General features: G+C 67.5%; 17 protein-coding genes. 13 read left to right on the top strand and 4 right to left on the bottom strand.

Annotation, left to right across the window (positions count from 1 at the left end):
* From B3H65_RS01080 to B3H65_RS01065, 4 genes are all read right to left on the bottom strand, one after another.
* A complete protein-coding gene (locus B3H65_RS01080) occupies window positions 1-1035 on the bottom strand; it encodes a FecCD family ABC transporter permease (protein ID WP_286683788.1) in 1035 nt (344 codons plus the stop codon).
* Window positions 1035-2591 (bottom strand): ABC transporter substrate-binding protein, encoded by a 1557-nt coding sequence (locus B3H65_RS01075; RefSeq protein ID WP_286683787.1) that lies wholly within the window; start codon window positions 2589-2591, stop codon window positions 1035-1037. The genes B3H65_RS01080 and B3H65_RS01075 overlap by 1 nt, the downstream gene beginning before the upstream one ends.
* 92 nt (window positions 2592-2683) lie before the next feature.
* Entirely contained in the window at window positions 2684-3226 is a 543-nt protein-coding gene (locus tag B3H65_RS01070) for a hypothetical protein (protein WP_286683786.1), read from the bottom strand.
* A 53-nt stretch (window positions 3227-3279) separates the two neighbouring features.
* The gene (locus tag B3H65_RS01065; protein ID WP_286683785.1) at window positions 3280-4200 is read right to left on the bottom strand and encodes a sirohydrochlorin cobaltochelatase; all 921 of its coding nucleotides are present in this window, start codon (window positions 4198-4200) and stop codon (window positions 3280-3282) included.
* 459 nt (window positions 4201-4659) lie between these two features.
* On the opposite strand from B3H65_RS01065, the gene cobM reads away from it, so the two are divergent.
* From cobM to cbiB, 13 genes are read left to right on the top strand one after another with little or no spacing between them, the layout of a single operon-like run.
* Entirely contained in the window at window positions 4660-5424 is a 765-nt protein-coding gene (cobM, locus tag B3H65_RS01060) for a precorrin-4 C(11)-methyltransferase (protein ID WP_278563583.1), read from the top strand.
* Window positions 5425-5426: 2 nt separating this feature from the next.
* Entirely contained in the window at window positions 5427-6569 is a 1143-nt protein-coding gene (gene cbiD / locus B3H65_RS01055) for a cobalt-precorrin-5B (C(1))-methyltransferase CbiD (protein ID WP_286683784.1), read from the top strand.
* Entirely contained in the window at window positions 6562-7263 is a 702-nt protein-coding gene (gene cobI / locus B3H65_RS01050; protein WP_286683783.1) for a precorrin-2 C(20)-methyltransferase, read from the top strand. Before cbiD ends, cobI begins: the two co-directional genes overlap by 8 nt.
* Complete coding sequence (locus tag B3H65_RS01045) at window positions 7260-8309, top strand: cobalt-precorrin 5A hydrolase (RefSeq protein WP_286683782.1); 1050 nt, start codon at window positions 7260-7262, stop codon at window positions 8307-8309. The genes cobI and B3H65_RS01045 overlap by 4 nt, the downstream gene beginning before the upstream one ends.
* 12 nt (window positions 8310-8321) lie before the next feature.
* Window positions 8322-9056 carry a precorrin-3B C(17)-methyltransferase gene (cobJ, locus tag B3H65_RS01040; protein WP_270481352.1) on the top strand — a complete coding sequence of 245 codons (735 nt, stop codon included), beginning with the start codon at window positions 8322-8324 and terminating at the stop codon, window positions 9054-9056.
* The gene (cbiT, locus tag B3H65_RS01035; protein ID WP_286683781.1) at window positions 9053-10366 is read left to right on the top strand and encodes a precorrin-6Y C5,15-methyltransferase (decarboxylating) subunit CbiT; all 1314 of its coding nucleotides are present in this window, start codon (window positions 9053-9055) and stop codon (window positions 10364-10366) included. Before cobJ ends, cbiT begins: the two co-directional genes overlap by 4 nt.
* Window positions 10363-11760 carry a cobyrinate a,c-diamide synthase gene (locus B3H65_RS01030; RefSeq protein WP_286683780.1) on the top strand — a complete coding sequence of 466 codons (1398 nt, stop codon included), beginning with the start codon at window positions 10363-10365 and terminating at the stop codon, window positions 11758-11760. Before cbiT ends, B3H65_RS01030 begins: the two co-directional genes overlap by 4 nt.
* The gene (locus B3H65_RS01025) at window positions 11757-12923 is read left to right on the top strand and encodes a nicotinate-nucleotide--dimethylbenzimidazole phosphoribosyltransferase (protein ID WP_259298282.1); all 1167 of its coding nucleotides are present in this window, start codon (window positions 11757-11759) and stop codon (window positions 12921-12923) included. Before B3H65_RS01030 ends, B3H65_RS01025 begins: the two co-directional genes overlap by 4 nt.
* Window positions 12924-12926: 3 nt before the next feature.
* Window positions 12927-13487 (top strand): bifunctional adenosylcobinamide kinase/adenosylcobinamide-phosphate guanylyltransferase, encoded by a 561-nt coding sequence (locus B3H65_RS01020; RefSeq protein ID WP_286683779.1) that lies wholly within the window; start codon window positions 12927-12929, stop codon window positions 13485-13487.
* On the top strand, window positions 13484-14269 hold the full coding sequence (locus B3H65_RS01015; protein WP_286683778.1) for an adenosylcobinamide-GDP ribazoletransferase: 786 nt from the start codon (window positions 13484-13486) through the stop codon (window positions 14267-14269). Before B3H65_RS01020 ends, B3H65_RS01015 begins: the two co-directional genes overlap by 4 nt.
* Window positions 14266-14619 carry a bifunctional adenosylcobinamide kinase/adenosylcobinamide-phosphate guanylyltransferase gene (locus B3H65_RS01010; protein WP_286683777.1) on the top strand — a complete coding sequence of 118 codons (354 nt, stop codon included), beginning with the start codon at window positions 14266-14268 and terminating at the stop codon, window positions 14617-14619. Before B3H65_RS01015 ends, B3H65_RS01010 begins: the two co-directional genes overlap by 4 nt.
* Window positions 14616-15221 carry a histidine phosphatase family protein gene (locus B3H65_RS01005; protein WP_286683776.1) on the top strand — a complete coding sequence of 202 codons (606 nt, stop codon included), beginning with the start codon at window positions 14616-14618 and terminating at the stop codon, window positions 15219-15221. The genes B3H65_RS01010 and B3H65_RS01005 overlap by 4 nt, the downstream gene beginning before the upstream one ends.
* Window positions 15206-16174 (top strand): adenosylcobinamide-phosphate synthase CbiB, encoded by a 969-nt coding sequence (gene cbiB, locus B3H65_RS01000; RefSeq protein WP_286683775.1) that lies wholly within the window; start codon window positions 15206-15208, stop codon window positions 16172-16174. The genes B3H65_RS01005 and cbiB overlap by 16 nt, the downstream gene beginning before the upstream one ends.
* The last annotated feature ends 19 nt before the right edge of the window (window positions 16175-16193 follow it).

The raw sequence follows: 16193 nt of genomic DNA, 5'->3' as shown, positions 1-16193 counted from the left end.
CTACAGCCCCCGCTTCTTAATCATGAGCCAGATGACAAGCGGGGCGCCCAGTACGGCGGTGACAGCGCTCACGCTGAGCTCGACTGGGGAGAAGAGCATGCGCGCGATAAGGTCGCAAACGCTGCAGAGCAGGGCGCCCATAAGGAAGGAGGCGGGGACCACGGCGACGGGCTTCGAGGTTCCTAGCGCCTGCTTGGCGAGATGGGGGGCGGCGATGCCCACAAAGGAAATGGGGCCCGCGAAGGCGACCGTGCAGGCGGACATGATGCTGGAGAGCATGACGATTGCGCTGCGAAACGCGCGAATGCTCACGCCGACGCTATGCGCGTAATCCTCGCCAAGTTGATAGGCTCCAAGAGGTTTGGAGAGGACGAAGGTGGCGACGGCGGTGATTGCGACCGTGGGGGCGATCGCGACGATATCCGTCCACGACGTGCCCGAAAAGCTGCCGAGCGACCAGTTGTGCAGGTTGACGATGCTTTGATCGTCCGCGAACGCGATGAGGAAATTGGTCGCTGCCGAGCAGATGTAGCCGATCATGACGCCGGCAACGATGAGCGTGCCCCGCGAGCGGACGCGCCTGGAGACCGCGAGCACCAGCACCATGGCGAGAAGCGATCCCGTCACGGCCGCCGCCACGGACATCCAGGTTGTCATGACGGAGCCGGCGCCCATGACCACGATCATGAGCAGCGCGACGCAGAGCTTTGCGCCCGACGAGATGCCCAGCACAAACGGATCGGCGATGGGGTTGTCGAAGAACACCTGGAGAAGCAGTCCGGAAAGCGCGAGGGAGCCGCCCAGCAGGGTGGAGGCGATCGCGCGGGGCAGGCGAATCTCCCATATGATCTGGCTTGCGGCATCCGGGGACGGACCGGCGGCGAGGATGCGGATGATTTGGATGGGCGAGTAGCCGGTCGAGCCGATGGCGACGCTCGTGGCGATCGCGGCGATAAGGGCGACGCCGAGCACGGCGAGAACGATTGCCGTTCGCCGCCCGGAGTGCTTGTGCATGGACGGCTGGGTGAGATTCATCAAGAGAGTTTCTCCAGGTAGGTGAGGGAGCTGTCAGCGCCTTCCAGCATCGCACGCAGGTCCGAGACAATCTGGGGCGTCTTGGTCATCTGTTGATACATATTACTCGTGCAACGCCATACATTGCCCTCTCGAGCGGCTTTGGTGTTGGCGAGCAGCTGGTTTTTAGCTAGGAAGTCGGACATGGTAGAGACGGAGTTATCGACGGTGGCGTTGTAGATGATGAAGTCCGCATCGCGCACCTGGGCGTAGAAGGACTCCATCTCCATGGTGACGGAGGACGAGTCTTCTGAATCGCCCAGGTCGCTAAAGGCGGTCTGTCCGCCCGCCATGGAGATCATCTGCGACACGTAATCGCCCGAGCGGCGAACCACGGCGGCCCCGTCCTCGTTGATATAGAAGAAGGCAACGGTCTTGTCGGTTCCCTTGCCCTGGGAAGCCCGCTCCACGCTCTCGCAGGCGCTCGAGAAAAACTCGTCCGCCTGGGCTTCTCGTCCAAAAAGCATGCCGTAGAGGCGTATCCATTCCAGGCGCCCCAGCGCAGTGGGCTCGTTGCTGGAGAGGTCGGTAAGCACGATGAGACCCAGGTCCTGGAGCTTCTTACGGGTGTCCGGCCTATGGTCGATCATGGTGTTCTCCAGGGCGACCGTGCATCCAAGCTGCGCGAGGCGCTCGTAGTCCGGGGAGCTGTATGAGCCCACATAGGCGCACGACCCGGATTCGACGGCGCCGACCAGGCTCTCTATGGAGCAGGTTTGGGGGTTGACGGAGGTCGCTGCGATCGCATCGATGACCCCGAGCTGGTCGATGAGGCAGACGCTGTTCGACGCCGCGTGGTAGGCGCGCTCGAGCGGGGCGGTGATGACGGCGATATCCTTATCCAGGCCCTGTGGCGCGCTGGCGCCTTGCGGGACTATGAGGAAGCGGTCCTTGTTGGCAAGGCAGATAAGCCGGTAGCCCCCTTCGAACTCGTCCACGGTGAAACGCGTTGCATATGCGAGCTCGATGGTGCCCGTGTGGACTAGGTCGCATCCCAGGTCGATATCGCGGTACGGGGAGGAGTCCTCGCCCGCGTCGGCGGAATCGGTCGCATCGTTATCGGCGCTTGGCGCGTCTTGGTCGGGGGAGCCCTGCTCAAGGCTGGAGCTATCGAGCGCGATGGTGTAGTCGATGAGGTGCGGGGTGCTCATGCGCGTGGTGCGCGCCTGGACCTCGACCGTGGCGTCCACGGAGTCGACGGGGATGTCGAACACGGAGCCGCCCTTGGTTGATGCGGGTGAGTACTCCTGCCCATCCACCACCATGAGGTCGTAAGAATCGCTGGACCAGACAACCTCCAACGTCAACTGCCCGTTTGCGGCGACCAACTTGGCGGGCGATGCGATTGAGACGCGCCCCGTACCGCCCTCCAGCCGCACGCCTATTCGATAGGTGCCGTCCAGCTCGCTTGAACCCCGCGAGCAGCCGGCGAGCGAGAGGCCTGCCGCCAAGAGGGCGAGCAGAAACGCGAGCGCGGCAGAAAAGCGGCTGATAGCTGTGCGGATAGAGCGGCTCATGGGCATCCGTTCTCATCGATGGCGGTTAGAGGCGAAAGGATAAAAAGGGACGCGCCGGGTGCGAGGCGGTGCACACGGCGCGTCGGGTCAGGCTATGCCTTATAGGCGGAGGAGGGAAGGTCCGCGGATTCGAAGACCAGGGTTCGGTCGTACCAGGATTCCTTGCGGATGCTCCAGGCGGCGCAGTCGGTCTCTTCGTCGAGCGCCTGCACCGGGACCGTGTACTCATAGGCGCCTTCTGCGTTTTCCACGAAGGGGATGAACTGGTCCTCGGCGGCGCTTGCGGCCTCATCGCCGGTGCCCATGAACAGCTTGCCGTAGCCGGTACCGCCTAGCGTCATAGTGCAGGTCATGGATCCGTCGGCGACGTGCAGAACCGCCTTTTTGACGTTGAACATCCTGGAGCTGGAGGTCACCGTGATGTCGTAGTCGCCATCATTAAGGTCCGCGGCGCTCAGCGGCGTTGAGGCTGCATCGTCCTTGGCGCCGTCCTTGGTCGATGCGGACGAGTAACCCTGCTCGACGGGGGCGGCGCTGCCGGCGGTATCGGAGGCGGCGCCCGCGCAGCCGGCAAGGCCGGAGGCGCCCGCGACGGCGCAGGCGGTAAGAACAATGAGGAGGTTGGAGCGAATCAAGTTCGACGTCCTTTCTTTAAGGGTGGGGCTTTAAACGCGAGGGCCGGGGCCGATTAGAGGGATTCGATCGCCGCGGCGACGTGGTCGACGTAGATGTCATCGATGCCGCTGTACTGGCCCAGGCCCTCGAGCAGGCATGTGGTCTCGATGCCGGCTGCGGTAAACTTGGATGCCCAGGAATCGGGGTCGGAGGTGTCTGCCATGTCGTTGGTGGCATGGTCGCCCGCGACCACCATGAACGGCGAGAGGACGGCCTTGGCATAGCCCGCCGCCTGCACGCCTGCGATAACGTCCTCGCAGGTGGGCTCTGCCTCGACGGTGCCAACGAAGAACTGCTTTTTGCCCAGGGCGTCAAAGGTCCGCTGCATGGTGGCGTAGTCAGCGTTGGAGTCGGCGGTGGTGCCGTGGCCCATCAGGACAAAGGCGCAGGTGCCATCGTCCAGGTTCGCGCGCTGCTCCGCAATCGCTTCCGCGACCGCCTGGTAGTCGGCATCGCTTGCCAACAGGGGCTCGCCCAGGGCAACCTGCTTGAAATCGTCCGAACGCTTGTCCAGCTCGTCTTTGATATCCGTGTACTCCAGGCCCGCCATGAGATGGGTGGGTTGGACGATGACGGTCTCGACGCCGTCCGCCTTGGCGCGGTCCAGCGCTTCCTCCACGTTGTCGATTTCGATGCCGTCGCGCTCTTTGAGCTTATCGATGATGATCTGCGAGGTGAATGCGCGCCTGACATCGTAATCGCGGCCGTATTTTTCGCGGATGGCGTCCTCGATGGCACCGATGGTAACGTGGCGCGTGGAGTTATAGCTGGTGCCGAAGCTGGTTACAAGGATGACGGGCTTGGCGGCGTCGGCCGCGCTCGCGCCGGATGATCCCGCTCCGTCGTTGTTTTGCGAGCAGCCCGAAAGGGCGCCGAGGGCGAGGGCGGCGGCGCCGCCGGAGAGCAGGGACCTGCGGGAGATGGTGGGGGTCATGTGCGTTCCCTTCATTCACGATGCGCTGAGGCAGAAGCGCATGCAGCGATTGTGTGACCGGGCGGAACGCGATAACAAGATGAGACGGCGGGTCTGCATGGCCGTCTGTCCGTGCGCTCCTCCGGGGTTCACAGAGGCTGCGACGCCGCGGAGCGAGTCCGCGAGGAGAAGGCAGAGCGCCCTGGCTCGAAAGCGCGCCGGCGCTTTCACACAGTAATGGCCCTTGCTCAGGATTCGCACCTGATTCCCTCTGATTGAACCGGCGCCGCGACACGCCGACCCTCTCCTAATGTGGCTGCTGCCGCAAACGCGGCTTTACGTTGCCCATCATAGCAGGTTTCGTTTATGCCCTAACTGAGATATGCTCAAGCCTTATGTTGAGGCTTTGCCCGGGCGCGTGCGCGCCCTGTGGTGGAACTACAATGCGATTGGCTTGTATTGGGACGATGGGAGGCCGGCATGGTGCACTTTGTGGGGGCGGGGAGCGGCGCGCCCGATTTGATTACGTTGCGTGGAGACGCGCTCTTGCGTCGGGCAGACGTGGTCATATGGGCCGGCAGCCTGGTCAATCCACGTTTGCTCGAGGTGTGCCGCGACGATTGCGAGATCTTTGACAGCGCCACCATGACGTTGGAGGAGGTGCTTGACCGGATGCGGGCTGCCGAGGAGCGGGGCCTTGAGGTGGTGCGCCTGCACACGGGCGACCCCTGCATGTACGGCGCGATTCAAGAGCAGATGGACGCGCTGGATAAGATGGGCATCGCCTACGACGTGGTGCCGGGCGTCTCGAGCTTCTGCGGCGCCGCGGCGGCGCTGCGTACCGAGCTTACGGCCCCCGGCATCAGCCAAACGGTCACGCTGACGCGCCTCGCCGGCCGCACGCCCATGCCCGAGGGCGAGGACATGGCCGCGCTCGCCTCTCGCGGGGGAACCATGGTCATCTTTTTGAGCGCCGGCCATCTTGACCGCTTGCAGCAGGAGCTGCTTGCCGCCGGACGCGATGCGGACGAGCCCGCGGCGATTGTCTATAAGGCGACGTGGCCGGACGAGAAGGTCATGCGCTGCACCGTGGGTACGCTCGCCCAAACCGGCGCGGATAACGCGGTTCGCTCGACCGCCCTGGTTGTCGTTGGCCGCGTGCTCGCCGGCGACGTTCCGCGCAGCTGCCTGTACGACCCTTCGTTCGAGACGGCTTTTCGCCCCGCTCACCAGGGTAGGGGCTGACCGTGGCCTTTGAGCGATACATATGGTCGGGGAACAGGAGGCTGCGCCTGGGATACACCACCGGTACCTGCGCCGCCGCCGCTGCCGGGGCCGCCGCTCGCGCCCTGCTATTCGGCGAGCCCCCCGCGAGCGTGACGGTGCGGGTGCCCGCCGGCGAGGGCATCGAGGTCGAGGTCGTTGAGACTCGTCGCGATGCGAGCGGCGTGACGTGCGCGGTGCGAAAGGACGGCGGCGACGACATCGATGCCACGGACGGCGCGCTGATCTGTGCACGCGTCGAGCTGACCGGCGCGGAGGGCATCGAGATCGACGGCGGCGCCGGCGTGGGCAGGGTTACCAAGCCGGGCCTCGATCAGCCCGTGGGCGCCGCGGCGATCAACAGCGTGCCTCGTCGGATGATCGCGGAAGCGGTTGAGGACGCGCTGGCAGAGGCGCACCAGGACCGGGGCGCCAAGGTCACCATCATCGTCCCCATGGGCGAGGAGATCGCCGCCAAGACGTTCAACCCCAACCTGGGCATCGTGGGCGGTATTTCCATTCTGGGGACCACGGGGATCGTCGAGCCCCGTAGCCTGTCGGCGTTGCGCGACAGCATCGAGCTCGAGATTCGCCAGGCCGCCGCCCTGGGTGCGCGCGACCTGGTCGTGGTCCCGGGGAACTACGGGTCGGACTACGTGTCCGGCAATCTGCGGATCGGCGCCGTGCCCGTTGTCGCCTGCTCCAACTTCATGGGCTCCGCCATCGATTGCGCGGCGCGCGAGGGGTTTGAGCGCGTGCTGGTGGTGGGGCATATCGGGAAGATGGTCAAGGTGTGCGGCGGCATCATGGATACCCATTCGCGCGTGGCGGACGCCCGCATGGAGATCCTGGCGGCCCACGCGGCGGCGTCCGGTGCCCCCGCGGAACGGGTTCGGCAGATCATGGATGCCGCTACCGCCGACGCCGGCCTTGAGATCTTGCAGCGCGAGGGCCTGGTCGTGCCGACGTGCGAATCGCTTTCCCGGGCGCTCTCCATTCGACTGGGCCGCCGCGCGGGCAGGGCGATGTCAGTAGCCGCCATAGTATTCAGCAACGTTTACGGCGAGCTGTTTCGCACTCCCGGCGCGGATGCGATGCTCGCCGCATGGGAGGTCGCTCATGGGTAAAGGGACGCTATACGGCGTGGGCGTGGGCCCGGGGGATCCGGAGCTCGTCACGCTCAAGGCGATTAGAACCATCGAGGCGTGCCGGGTGGTTGTGGCCCCCCGCGCTCGCACAGGCTCCTCGCTCGCGTTGAGCATCGTGCGCGCGAATGTCGATTTGACCTGCCATGAGGTGGTCGAGGTTCCCTTCGCGATGGCCGGCGAGGACGACGCCAGGGATGCCCGTCGAACCGATGCGGCGGCGCTGGTGGTCTCGCGGCTGGAGCAGGGCCTCGACGTCGCCATGCCCACGCTAGGCGACCCGGCGATCTACTCGACGTTCCAGCGTATCGCCGCGGCCGTTCGCGGCGAGGGCTTCACCGTGCGCCAGGTACCCGGCGTCCCAAGCTTCTGCGCGGTCGCGGCGGCGCTCGATGCCGACCTCACGCCCGATCCCGCGCTGCCCGTCCACATTGTCCCGGCCCTCTGCCGCGATTCGCTGGGCGAGGTGGCGGATCTATCCGGCACCGTGGTGTTGATGAAGGCGGGCGGCGAGGCCGAGGGGCTCGCATGCGCCCTGCGCGAGGCGGGCGTGCTGGAGCGCACGCGGCTGGTGAGTAATTGCGGGCGCCCGGATGAGCTGGTGCTGCGAAGGCTGGATGCGCCCGACGTCCCCGACAAGCTGGGGTATTTCTCCACGGCGGTGGTGCTCCCATGAGAGTGCGCCTGATCGCGTTCACCGCCGCGGGCGAGTGCGTCGCGCTACGCGCCCGCGATGTCCTGGAGGGAGAGGACTGCGCGTACGAGCGCGGGTTCGGCGAGGCTCGCCGCGGGCTCGATGCCTTCGCGCGCGAGGGCTTTGATCGAGCGGATGCCCTTGTGTTCGTCGGCGCGACGGGTATCGCCGTCCGCGCGATCGCGCCGCACGTGCGCTCCAAGGCGAGCGATCCGGCGGTGGTTGTAATCGACGAGGCGGGGACGTGGTGCATCCCGGTCCTCTCGGGGCATCTTGGCGGGGCCAACGCGCTGGCGATTCGATTGGCGCGCGGTCTGGGCGCGCAGCCCGTGGTCACCACCGCGACCGATATTCGCGGGGTGTGGGCGCCGGATTCCTGGGCGGCTTCGCGGGGGTTCTACGTGCTCGAGCCAGAGCGCATCCGCTCGGTCTCGTCCAGCCTTCTGTCGGGGGCGGGGGCGACCCTGTTTACGGATGGAGCGGTCGAGGGGGCCGTCCCCGCCGGGGTGAGCCTGACGGAGGATCGCGCCCGCGCGCAGGTGGTGGTGAGCCCGCGCGCGCTGCCGCAAGACGGCGAGCTGGCTTGCGAGCCCGCCCTCCATATAGTCCCGCGCTGCGTCTACGTAGGGGTCGGCTGCCGCCGCGGCACGTCCCAGGCGGCGATCGCCCGCGCGGTCGAGAGCGCTTGCGAACTGGCGGGGGTGCCTTCGCGCGCCCTTGCCGGGGCGACGTCCATCGATTTGAAAGCGGATGAGGAGGGGCTGCTTTCCTGGGCGCGCTCGGCGGGACTCGCCATCGAGTTCTTCACCGCGGAGCGCCTGGCAAAGGCGAGAGGCTCGTTCTCGTCCTCTTCGTTTGTCGAGTCGGTCACCGGCGTCGACTGCGTGTGCGAGCGCGCGGCTGTCTGCGCTTCCGGCTCGGGTCGGCTCATCTGCCGCAAGCGGGTGCTCGACGGGGTGACGGTGGCGCTAGCCGCCAGCGCGTTTACCTGCACGTTCAACAACGATGCGGCGAATCGCCGCGGATAGGGGCCTGAGGTCATGGGCATGTTGTATATCGTAGGGCTGGGGCCGGGCGCGGGCGAGGGCATGACGCTCGCCGCACATCGGGCGCTGTCTCGCTGCGGCGCCATCGTGGGCTATTCCGCCTACATCGACCTGCTCGAGGGCCTATATCCGGATGCGCGCCGCGTGAGCACCGGCATGATGCGCGAAGTCGAGCGCTGCCGCGCCGCGCTCGAATTGGCTCGGGACGGGGACGAGGTCGCCCTGGTGTGCAGCGGCGACGCCGGCGTCTACGGCATGGCCTCGCCCGCGCTCGAGCTGGGCGCCGACTTTCCGGATGTGGATATCGAGGTGGTGTGCGGAGTCACCGCGGCGCAGAGCGGCTCGGCCGTGCTGGGGGCCCCGCTTGCCCAGGATTTCGCCGTCATCTCCCTTTCCGACCTGCTGACGCCATGGGAGGATATCGAGCGCCGCATCGAGGCGGCCGCCTGGGGCGACTTCTGCATCGCCCTGTACAACCCGCGCAGTAAAAAGCGCTCGGGCCACCTGGCTCGCGCCGTGCAGGTTTTACTGCGGCACAAAGGACCCGATACGGTGTGCGGTTGGGTGCGCATGATTGGTCGCGAGGGGCAGCAGAGCGGCATATGCACGTTGGATGAGATTGGGTCGCTTGAGGCGGATATGTTCACGACGGTCTTTGTCGGCAACGCCGCCACTCGCGTGGCGGACGGGCGCATGGTGACCCCGCGCGGATACAGGGGGCTTTCATGAGGCGCATCGATATCGTGGGCGCCGGTCCGGGCGCCTTGGACCTCATGCCGGTTGCCAACCGCGCCTTGGTTGGGGAATGCGACCTGCTTATAGGTGCCCCGCGCCTGCTTGACGCTTGCGCGAGCCTGTCGAGCTCCCCGCGCGTTTCCGCCGTGAGGGCCGCGGATATAGTGCGAGAGCTTGAAGGCGCGACATGGCAGCGGGCATGCGTGGTCATGAGCGGGGACACGGGCATGTTCAGCGGTACCACGTCGCTGCTCGAGCATATCCGCCGCGCGTCGTCGCTTGCGGGCTGCCGCGTGCGGGTGCACCCCGCGCCCGGATCCGCCGCGCTGCTCGCCGCCCGCCTGGGCCGCCCCTGGCAGGACTGGCGCTTCCTATCCGCCCACGGCGTCGAGCTCGATTACCGCGAGTTTTTCTCGTCCACGCGTCCCGCCTACGTGGTGACTGCCGGCGGACAAGGCCCGTCCGACATCTGCCGCGCCCTGGACGACGCCGGGTGGGGCGATGCGCGCGTTACCGTGGCGCAAAACCTATCGTATGAGGACGAATCGATTGAGACCGGCCTGGCAACGGACCTGCTCGATCGCAGCTTCGCCCCGCTCACCTCGATGCTCGTAGAGTTTCCCCGCGAGGTCGGCATCCCATGGCCTTTCGACACCCCGGGCATTCCCGACGAGGCGTTCGAGCGCGGTCGCGTTCCCATGACCAAGCGCGAGGTGCGCGCCGTCGCCCTCTCCAAGCTGCGCGTGGCGCGCGGCGACGTGGTGTACGACATCGGCTCGGGCACGGGCTCGGTCACCGTCGAGCTCGCCCGCGTCGCTGGTCCCGCGGGCCGCGTGTTCGCGTTCGAGCGCAACCCCGAGGCCGTCGAACTCACCCGCCGCAACATCCGCGCTTTCCGCTTGCGCAACGTGCGGGTTGTCGAGGGCGCGGCACCGCAGGTTCTTGAGGGGTGCCCGGCGCCGGACGCCGTCTTTGTCGGCGGTAGCGCGGGGATGCTGGGGGATATCGTCCAAACCTTGCGCGCATCCGGCGTCCGCCCGCGGCTCTGCGTGCCCTGCGTGTCGCTGGAGACCCTCTCGTCCGCGGTCGCGCTGCTGGGGGGTCCCGGCTTCAGCGGCCTCGAGGTGTGCGAGGTATCGGTCGCTCGTGCTCAGGTCGCCGGGTCGCATCATCTCATGCGCGCGAACAACCCGGTGTTCCTGATCGCCGCGCAGATGACCGATGAGGACGGCCGCGTGGACGCGGATGGGGGAGCCTTTGGGGGCTATGGCGCGGCCGCGGACGAGCATGGGCGGTGCTCATGACGGACTCCGTATGCTCCCTGCCGCCCCGTTTGATGGTGTCGGCCCCCGCTTCGGGCTCGGGTAAGACCGTCTTTACGTGCGCGCTCATTCGCGCCCTGCAGCGGCGGTCTCTCTCGGTCGCGGCGTTTAAATGCGGGCCGGACTACATCGACCAGCTGTTTCATGCGCGCACGTCGCGTGCGGCGGCGGGCAATCTCGACGGTTTCTACTCGTCCGACGCCCAGATTCGCGCGCTGCTGGCCCGCGGTGCCGAGCGGCGGGACGTTGCCGTGCTGGAGGGGGCCATGGGCTTCTACGACGGCATGGCCCCGGGCAGCGACGCGGCGAGCGCCTACCATGTGGCACGCGCCACCCAGACCCCCGTCGTTTTGGTTGTTCCGGCCCGCGGGGCGTCTTTAACGCTGGCGGCGACCATCCAGGGCATCTGCCGCTTTCGCGACGATGCGGGCGTCGCCGCGGTGGTGCTTTCCCGCGTGGGCGAGGGCGCGTACCGCTACGCTAAGGGCGCCATCGAGCGCGAATGCGGCGTGCCCGTGGTTGGCTTTGTGCCACAACACGACGCGTTCTCGCTTGAAAGCCGCCATCTTGGTCTGGTGGGTGCCGATGAGGTGGAAGGCCTGCAGGATCGCCTGGATGCCATGGCGGACATCGTGCAGGACGCCGTCGACGTGGACGCGTTGCTGGACATCGCCCGCTCCGCCCCGCGCCCGGACGTCGCGCCCTTTGTCGTCGAGCGCATGCTGGACGTTCCCCTTCGTATGGCCGTCGCCTTCGATGAAGCCTTTTGCTTCTATTACGAGGAGAACCTCCGCGTGCTGCGCGACCTGGGCGTCGAGGTGGTTGAGTTCAGCCCCCTGCGCGACCGGGCGCTGCCGGCGGGCGCATGCGGCCTCATGTTGGGCGGCGGCTACCCCGAGCTCCACGCGGAGCGCCTGTCCGCCAACGCCCCCATGCGCGATGCGGTGGCGCGCGCGGTGCTCTCGGGCATGCCCGTGGTGGCCGAGTGCGGCGGATATCTGTATCTGAACGAGCGGATCGCGGACAAAGAGGGCGCGTGCCGGCCCATGGTGGGCGCCCTGCCCGGAGGGTCGTCCCGGCAGCCGTCTCGCGGCAGATTCGGCTACATAGAGCTGGAGTGCCCGCCGGGCGGCCTGTACGGCGATAAAGCCTTGACGCTGCGGGGGCATGAGTTTCACCGGTGGCAGGCGGATGCCGAGGCGGGCGATTGCCGTGCGTCCAAACCGGGGCGCGACCGCTCCTGGTCCTGTATGAGCTACGGGGCGACCCTGGCCGCGGGCTTTCCGCACGTGTATTATCCTTCCAACATCGATGCGGCCCGCTCGCTGGTCCGCGCGATGCGCCGATTTAAAGAGAGCGGGGGCGATGCCGCGTGACTGTTGTCTTGCGAGAACACCTTGACCAGCGCCGCTTCGAGGCGGATTACGCGCGTGCCGAGGACGAGCTTCGCGCGCGCCTTGCGCGCACGGCCGCTGATGATGCCTGGTTGCAGGGCCTGGTTGCCGGCGTAGCCGCGCCGGACGAGGAGTGCGCCCGCGCCGCCCGCGCCCGCTTCGATGCCGCCGCAATGCCCTTGGGCGGGCTGGGGCTGCTGCAGGAGGACGTGCAGCGTCTCGCCGCGGCCCTGGGGACTCGGGACGTCGATATCTCGGCGCGCTGCCTGGTGGTTTTTCTGGCCGACAACGGCGTGGTGGCGCAAGGGGTCTCCCAGAGCGGCCAAGAGGTGACGGCGATCGTCGCAAACAACCTGCTCGCGCTCTCGACCAGCTCTTGCCGCATGGCAGCCTGCGCCCATGCCCCGGTCGTACCCGTCGATGTGGGAATGGCGACCCGTGTGCGCGACGAGCGCCTGCGCGGGCGCGCCGCGGTAAGGGGCACGCGCGACATCACCCGGGGCCCCGCGCTCACGCGCGCCCAGGCGCTGTTCGCGGTGCGCGAGGGCTATATCGCGGCGTCCTCGTGCGCGGCGGCGGGCGCGCGCCTGCTTGCGGCGGGCGAGATGGGCATCGGCAACACCACCACCACGGCGGCGCTCGCCTGTGTTCTTGCCGGGATCGCGCCTGATGAGGCGGTGGGCCGAGGCGCCGGCCTCGACGCCGCCGGCCTCGAGCGCAAGCGCCTCGCGGTCGCGCGCTCGCTGGAGGTCAACGATCCCTGCGCGCGCGACGTGGTGGGCGCCATCGCCGCGGTGGGTGGTTGCGACATCGCCGCGATGTGCGGGTTCTACCTGGGCGCGGCTTCATGCGGGGTTCCCGTGGTGCTCGATGGCGTCATCAGCTGCGTTGCCGCCCTGTGCGCGCGGAGGCTTTGCCCACAGGCGGCCGGCTACATGCTGGCGAGCCATGTGTCGCAAGAGCCGGCCGCCCGGGTCTTGCTCGACCAACTGGGGTTGCGCGCTCCCATAGCCGCGGGCATGCATCTGGGCGAGGGCACGGGGGCGATGGCGGTGCTTCCGTTGCTGGATGCCGCCGTCGAGGTCTATCGGGGGTGCATCACGTTCGAGCAGAGCGGGATGGATGCGTACAAGGTGCTGGAGTAGCGAATGTTCATGCTGGTAATAGGTGGCGCGGCTAGCGGTAAGAGCGCGTTTGCGGAGGCGTGCTCCGCCGCGTGCGGCGCGCCCGCGCTCTACGTCGCCACCATGGAGCCCTTTGGCGAGGAGGCCGCCGCGCGCATCGAGCGCCATCGCGCGCAGCGCAGAGGCTCCGGGTTCGTTACGCTCGAATGCCCGCGCGACCTTGCCCGCGCCGATGTGGGGAGATATGCAGCGGCGCTCATCGACGATATCGGCAACTTGGTCGCCAACGAGCTGTTCGCGCCCTCGAGCCCGGATGCTCGCGCGGAGCGCGTGGACGCCGTTTGCGACCGTGTTGCCGCGGGGGTTGAGCGCGTGCGCTCTGCCTGCGGGCGCGTGGTGGCGGTTACGTGCGACGTCTCGTCGGACGGCGTCGCCTACGATGAGGAGACGCGTGCCTGGCAAAGGGCGCTCGGCTGCATCAACGCCCGTCTTGCCGGCGATGCGGATTGCGTGGTCGAAGTTGTGTGCGGAATTCCCGTTTGGGTTAAAGGGGACGAGGATATCTGGAAAGGGGCGTGCTCGTGAACGCTAAGGACGCTGTTGTCGCCTCGTTCGCGACGTTCTCGCGCATTCGCGTACCCGCCCGGCTCCTAGATGCTGTTGACTGGCGTGACGGCGTGGCGCTTGCGGGGTTTCCCCTGGTGGGCGTGGTGGAAGGCCTCGCCATGCTCGCCTGGGCCTTGGCCTCGAGCTGGCTTTGCCTGCCCACGCCCATAGCCGCCGCCGTCTTCACGTGCCTGCCCGTTTTGGTGAACGGCGGCATCCACCTGGACGGTCTGTGCGATGTGGCCGATGCGGTGTGCTCGCACGCCGACCGCGACCGCAAGCTGCAGATTCTCAAGGACCCGCGCGCCGGCGCGTTTGGCGTCATGGCGTTGGCGTGCTACCTGTTGCTGTTCTATTCGCTTGCGGTCGCCGCGGGCCCGATGCAGCTGGTGCGCATGTCGATATCCCTGCCCGCGGCCCTCGCGTTTTCGCGCTGCCTCTCCGGCTTGGCGGTGCTGCGCTGGCCCAAGGCGCGTCCGGACGGCATGGCGCGCGCGATGGCGGGGGAGGACGATAATCCTCCTCGTCCGGCGGTTCGCGCGCTGGCGGGCCAGGCGGTGCTGTCCGGGGTCTCGCTGGTGGCGCTGGCTCCGGCTGCAAGCGGTCCTTTCGCCATCGCCGCGGCGGCCGCGGTGCTGGCCTGGTACCACCGCTTCGCGTTGCGCGAGTTTGGCGGGGTGACCGGGGATACGGCTGGATGGTTTTTGCAATGGTGCGAGCTTGCGATGCTCGCCGTTTTGATATTGGGGGGAATGCGGTGATCTTGCTGGTGGGAGCGGTTGGCTCCGGAAAGAGGACCTTCGCGGGGGGGCGTCTGGGCGTTTTGGCGGATTCGGTCGACGATGCGGTTTTGGGACAGGGCTCGGCGGTCGCGCGCGCCCAGGAGCTTGTGCGCGATCCCGCGATCGACCTGACCCGTCTAGCCGATGCCCTCGCCGGGCGATCCGTGGTCATGGTGGACCAGGTGGGGTGCGGCGTGGTTCCAATCGATCCGGATGAGAGGGCGTGGCGGGAGCGCGCCGGCAGGCTCTCGTGCGAGCTTGCGCTCAGGGCCGATACGGTGGTCCGCTTGGTTTGCGGGTGCCCTCAGGTGATCAAGGGAGAGCTATGATCGTCGAGCTGTGGCGCCACGGCCCCACCGAGGGAACGGCCGCGCATCGCTACGAGGGCGCCGGAACTGATTGCCCGCTCGATATCGCGGCGACTCGCTCCGCGTTGTCTTTGTCCCCGCGGGCTAGGCTTGCTCCTCAACGCGTATTCGCCAGCGATATGCGCCGCTGCATCGAGACCGCCCGCCTCATCTATCCCGACGCTCCCTTGGTCCTGCGCCGCAATCTGCGGGAGATGCACTTCGGCGCGTTCGAGGGGCGCGGCTTTGCGGATATGGAGCATGACGGAGCCTATCGCCGTTGGGTTGATTCCGGTTGCGAGGGGCCGTGTCCCGGCGGTGAGGACAAAGCGGGGTTCACGCGCCGCGTGGTCGCGGAGGTGCTCTCAATTCTGGAAGAAGAGGCCGCGCGCGGATCTGCCTGCGTGGCGATCGTCGCCCACGGTGGATGCGCCCGCGCCGTCCTGAGCGAACTTGCGCGCCCCCGGATCCCGTATTTCTCCGTCGAGGTTCCTCCCGCGGGCAGATGGCTGCTCAAGTGGGATGAAGGCCGTTTTCTCGTGCTCGCCGCGCCCGGTGAGGAGGCTCCGTGTACCTGGTTGTAGTTACAGCGCTCGCCTTTGCGCTGGACGCCGTCTTCGGTGACCCGCGCTGGCTACCGCATCCCGTGGTCGCTATGGGCAGGGCGATCTCATGGGCGGAACCGCGCCTGCGCGCCGCGTTTCCCGATAGTCTCGCCGGGCGCCGCCGTGCGGGCCGCGTGCTCGCAGCCTGCCTGCCCGCGGCGTCCTACTGCCTCGTGTGGGCGGTCCTCGCCTTGCTCGGCGCCATCTCGCCCGTCGTGCGCTTTGCGGCGGAGGTGTATCTGTGCTATCAGCTGCTCGCCGCCTGCGAGTTGCGGCGCCAGTCCTTGGCCGTGGCCCGTGCGCTCGCCACGGAGGGCGTTGGCGCCGCCAGACGCGCCGTGGGGATGATCGTGGGGCGCGACACCTCCTCGCTCGATGCCGCCGGGTGTATTCGCGCATCGGTTGAGACCGTGGCGGAAAACGCGAGCGACGGCGTGGTCGCGCCGCTTCTCTACATGATGATAGGGGGCGCCCCGCTCGCCGCCGCCTACAAGGCCGTGAATACGCTGGATAGCATGGTGGGGTATAAGAACCCTCGCTATATCGATTTTGGCCGCGCGTCCGCGCGGTTGGACGATGCCGCCAACTGGATTCCGGCGCGCGTCACGGCGCTGTGCATGGTCGCCGCCGCTCCGTTGGCGGGCCTTAGCGCCCCCGGTGCCGCCAGGGCGTGGCGCCGCGACCACGCCTCGCACCTAAGCCCTAATGCCGGGCACCCCGAGTCCGCCGTCGCCGGCGCGCTGGGGGTTCGCCTTAACGGTCCGGGCGTCTATGGCGGGGTTCTCGTCCAAAAACCCTACGTGGGTGACGCCACCAGGCAAATTGAGCCAGAGGACGTCGCTCGCACCTGCCGCCTTATGTATGCGGCGTCGATGCTGGCGTTGGCGGCGGCCGCCGTCATCCGCCTAGCGATCTGCTTGGCTGATCGCTAGGCCATGAGGTTTGGGCGAG

The sequence above is a fragment of the Collinsella sp. UBA1693 genome, assembly GCF_002320115.1.
Classification (GTDB): Bacteria; Actinomycetota; Coriobacteriia; order Coriobacteriales; family Coriobacteriaceae; genus Collinsella; species Collinsella tanakaei.
Note: the sequence above shows the minus strand (reverse complement) of the source record. Positions and strands in the feature narration are given on the sequence as shown.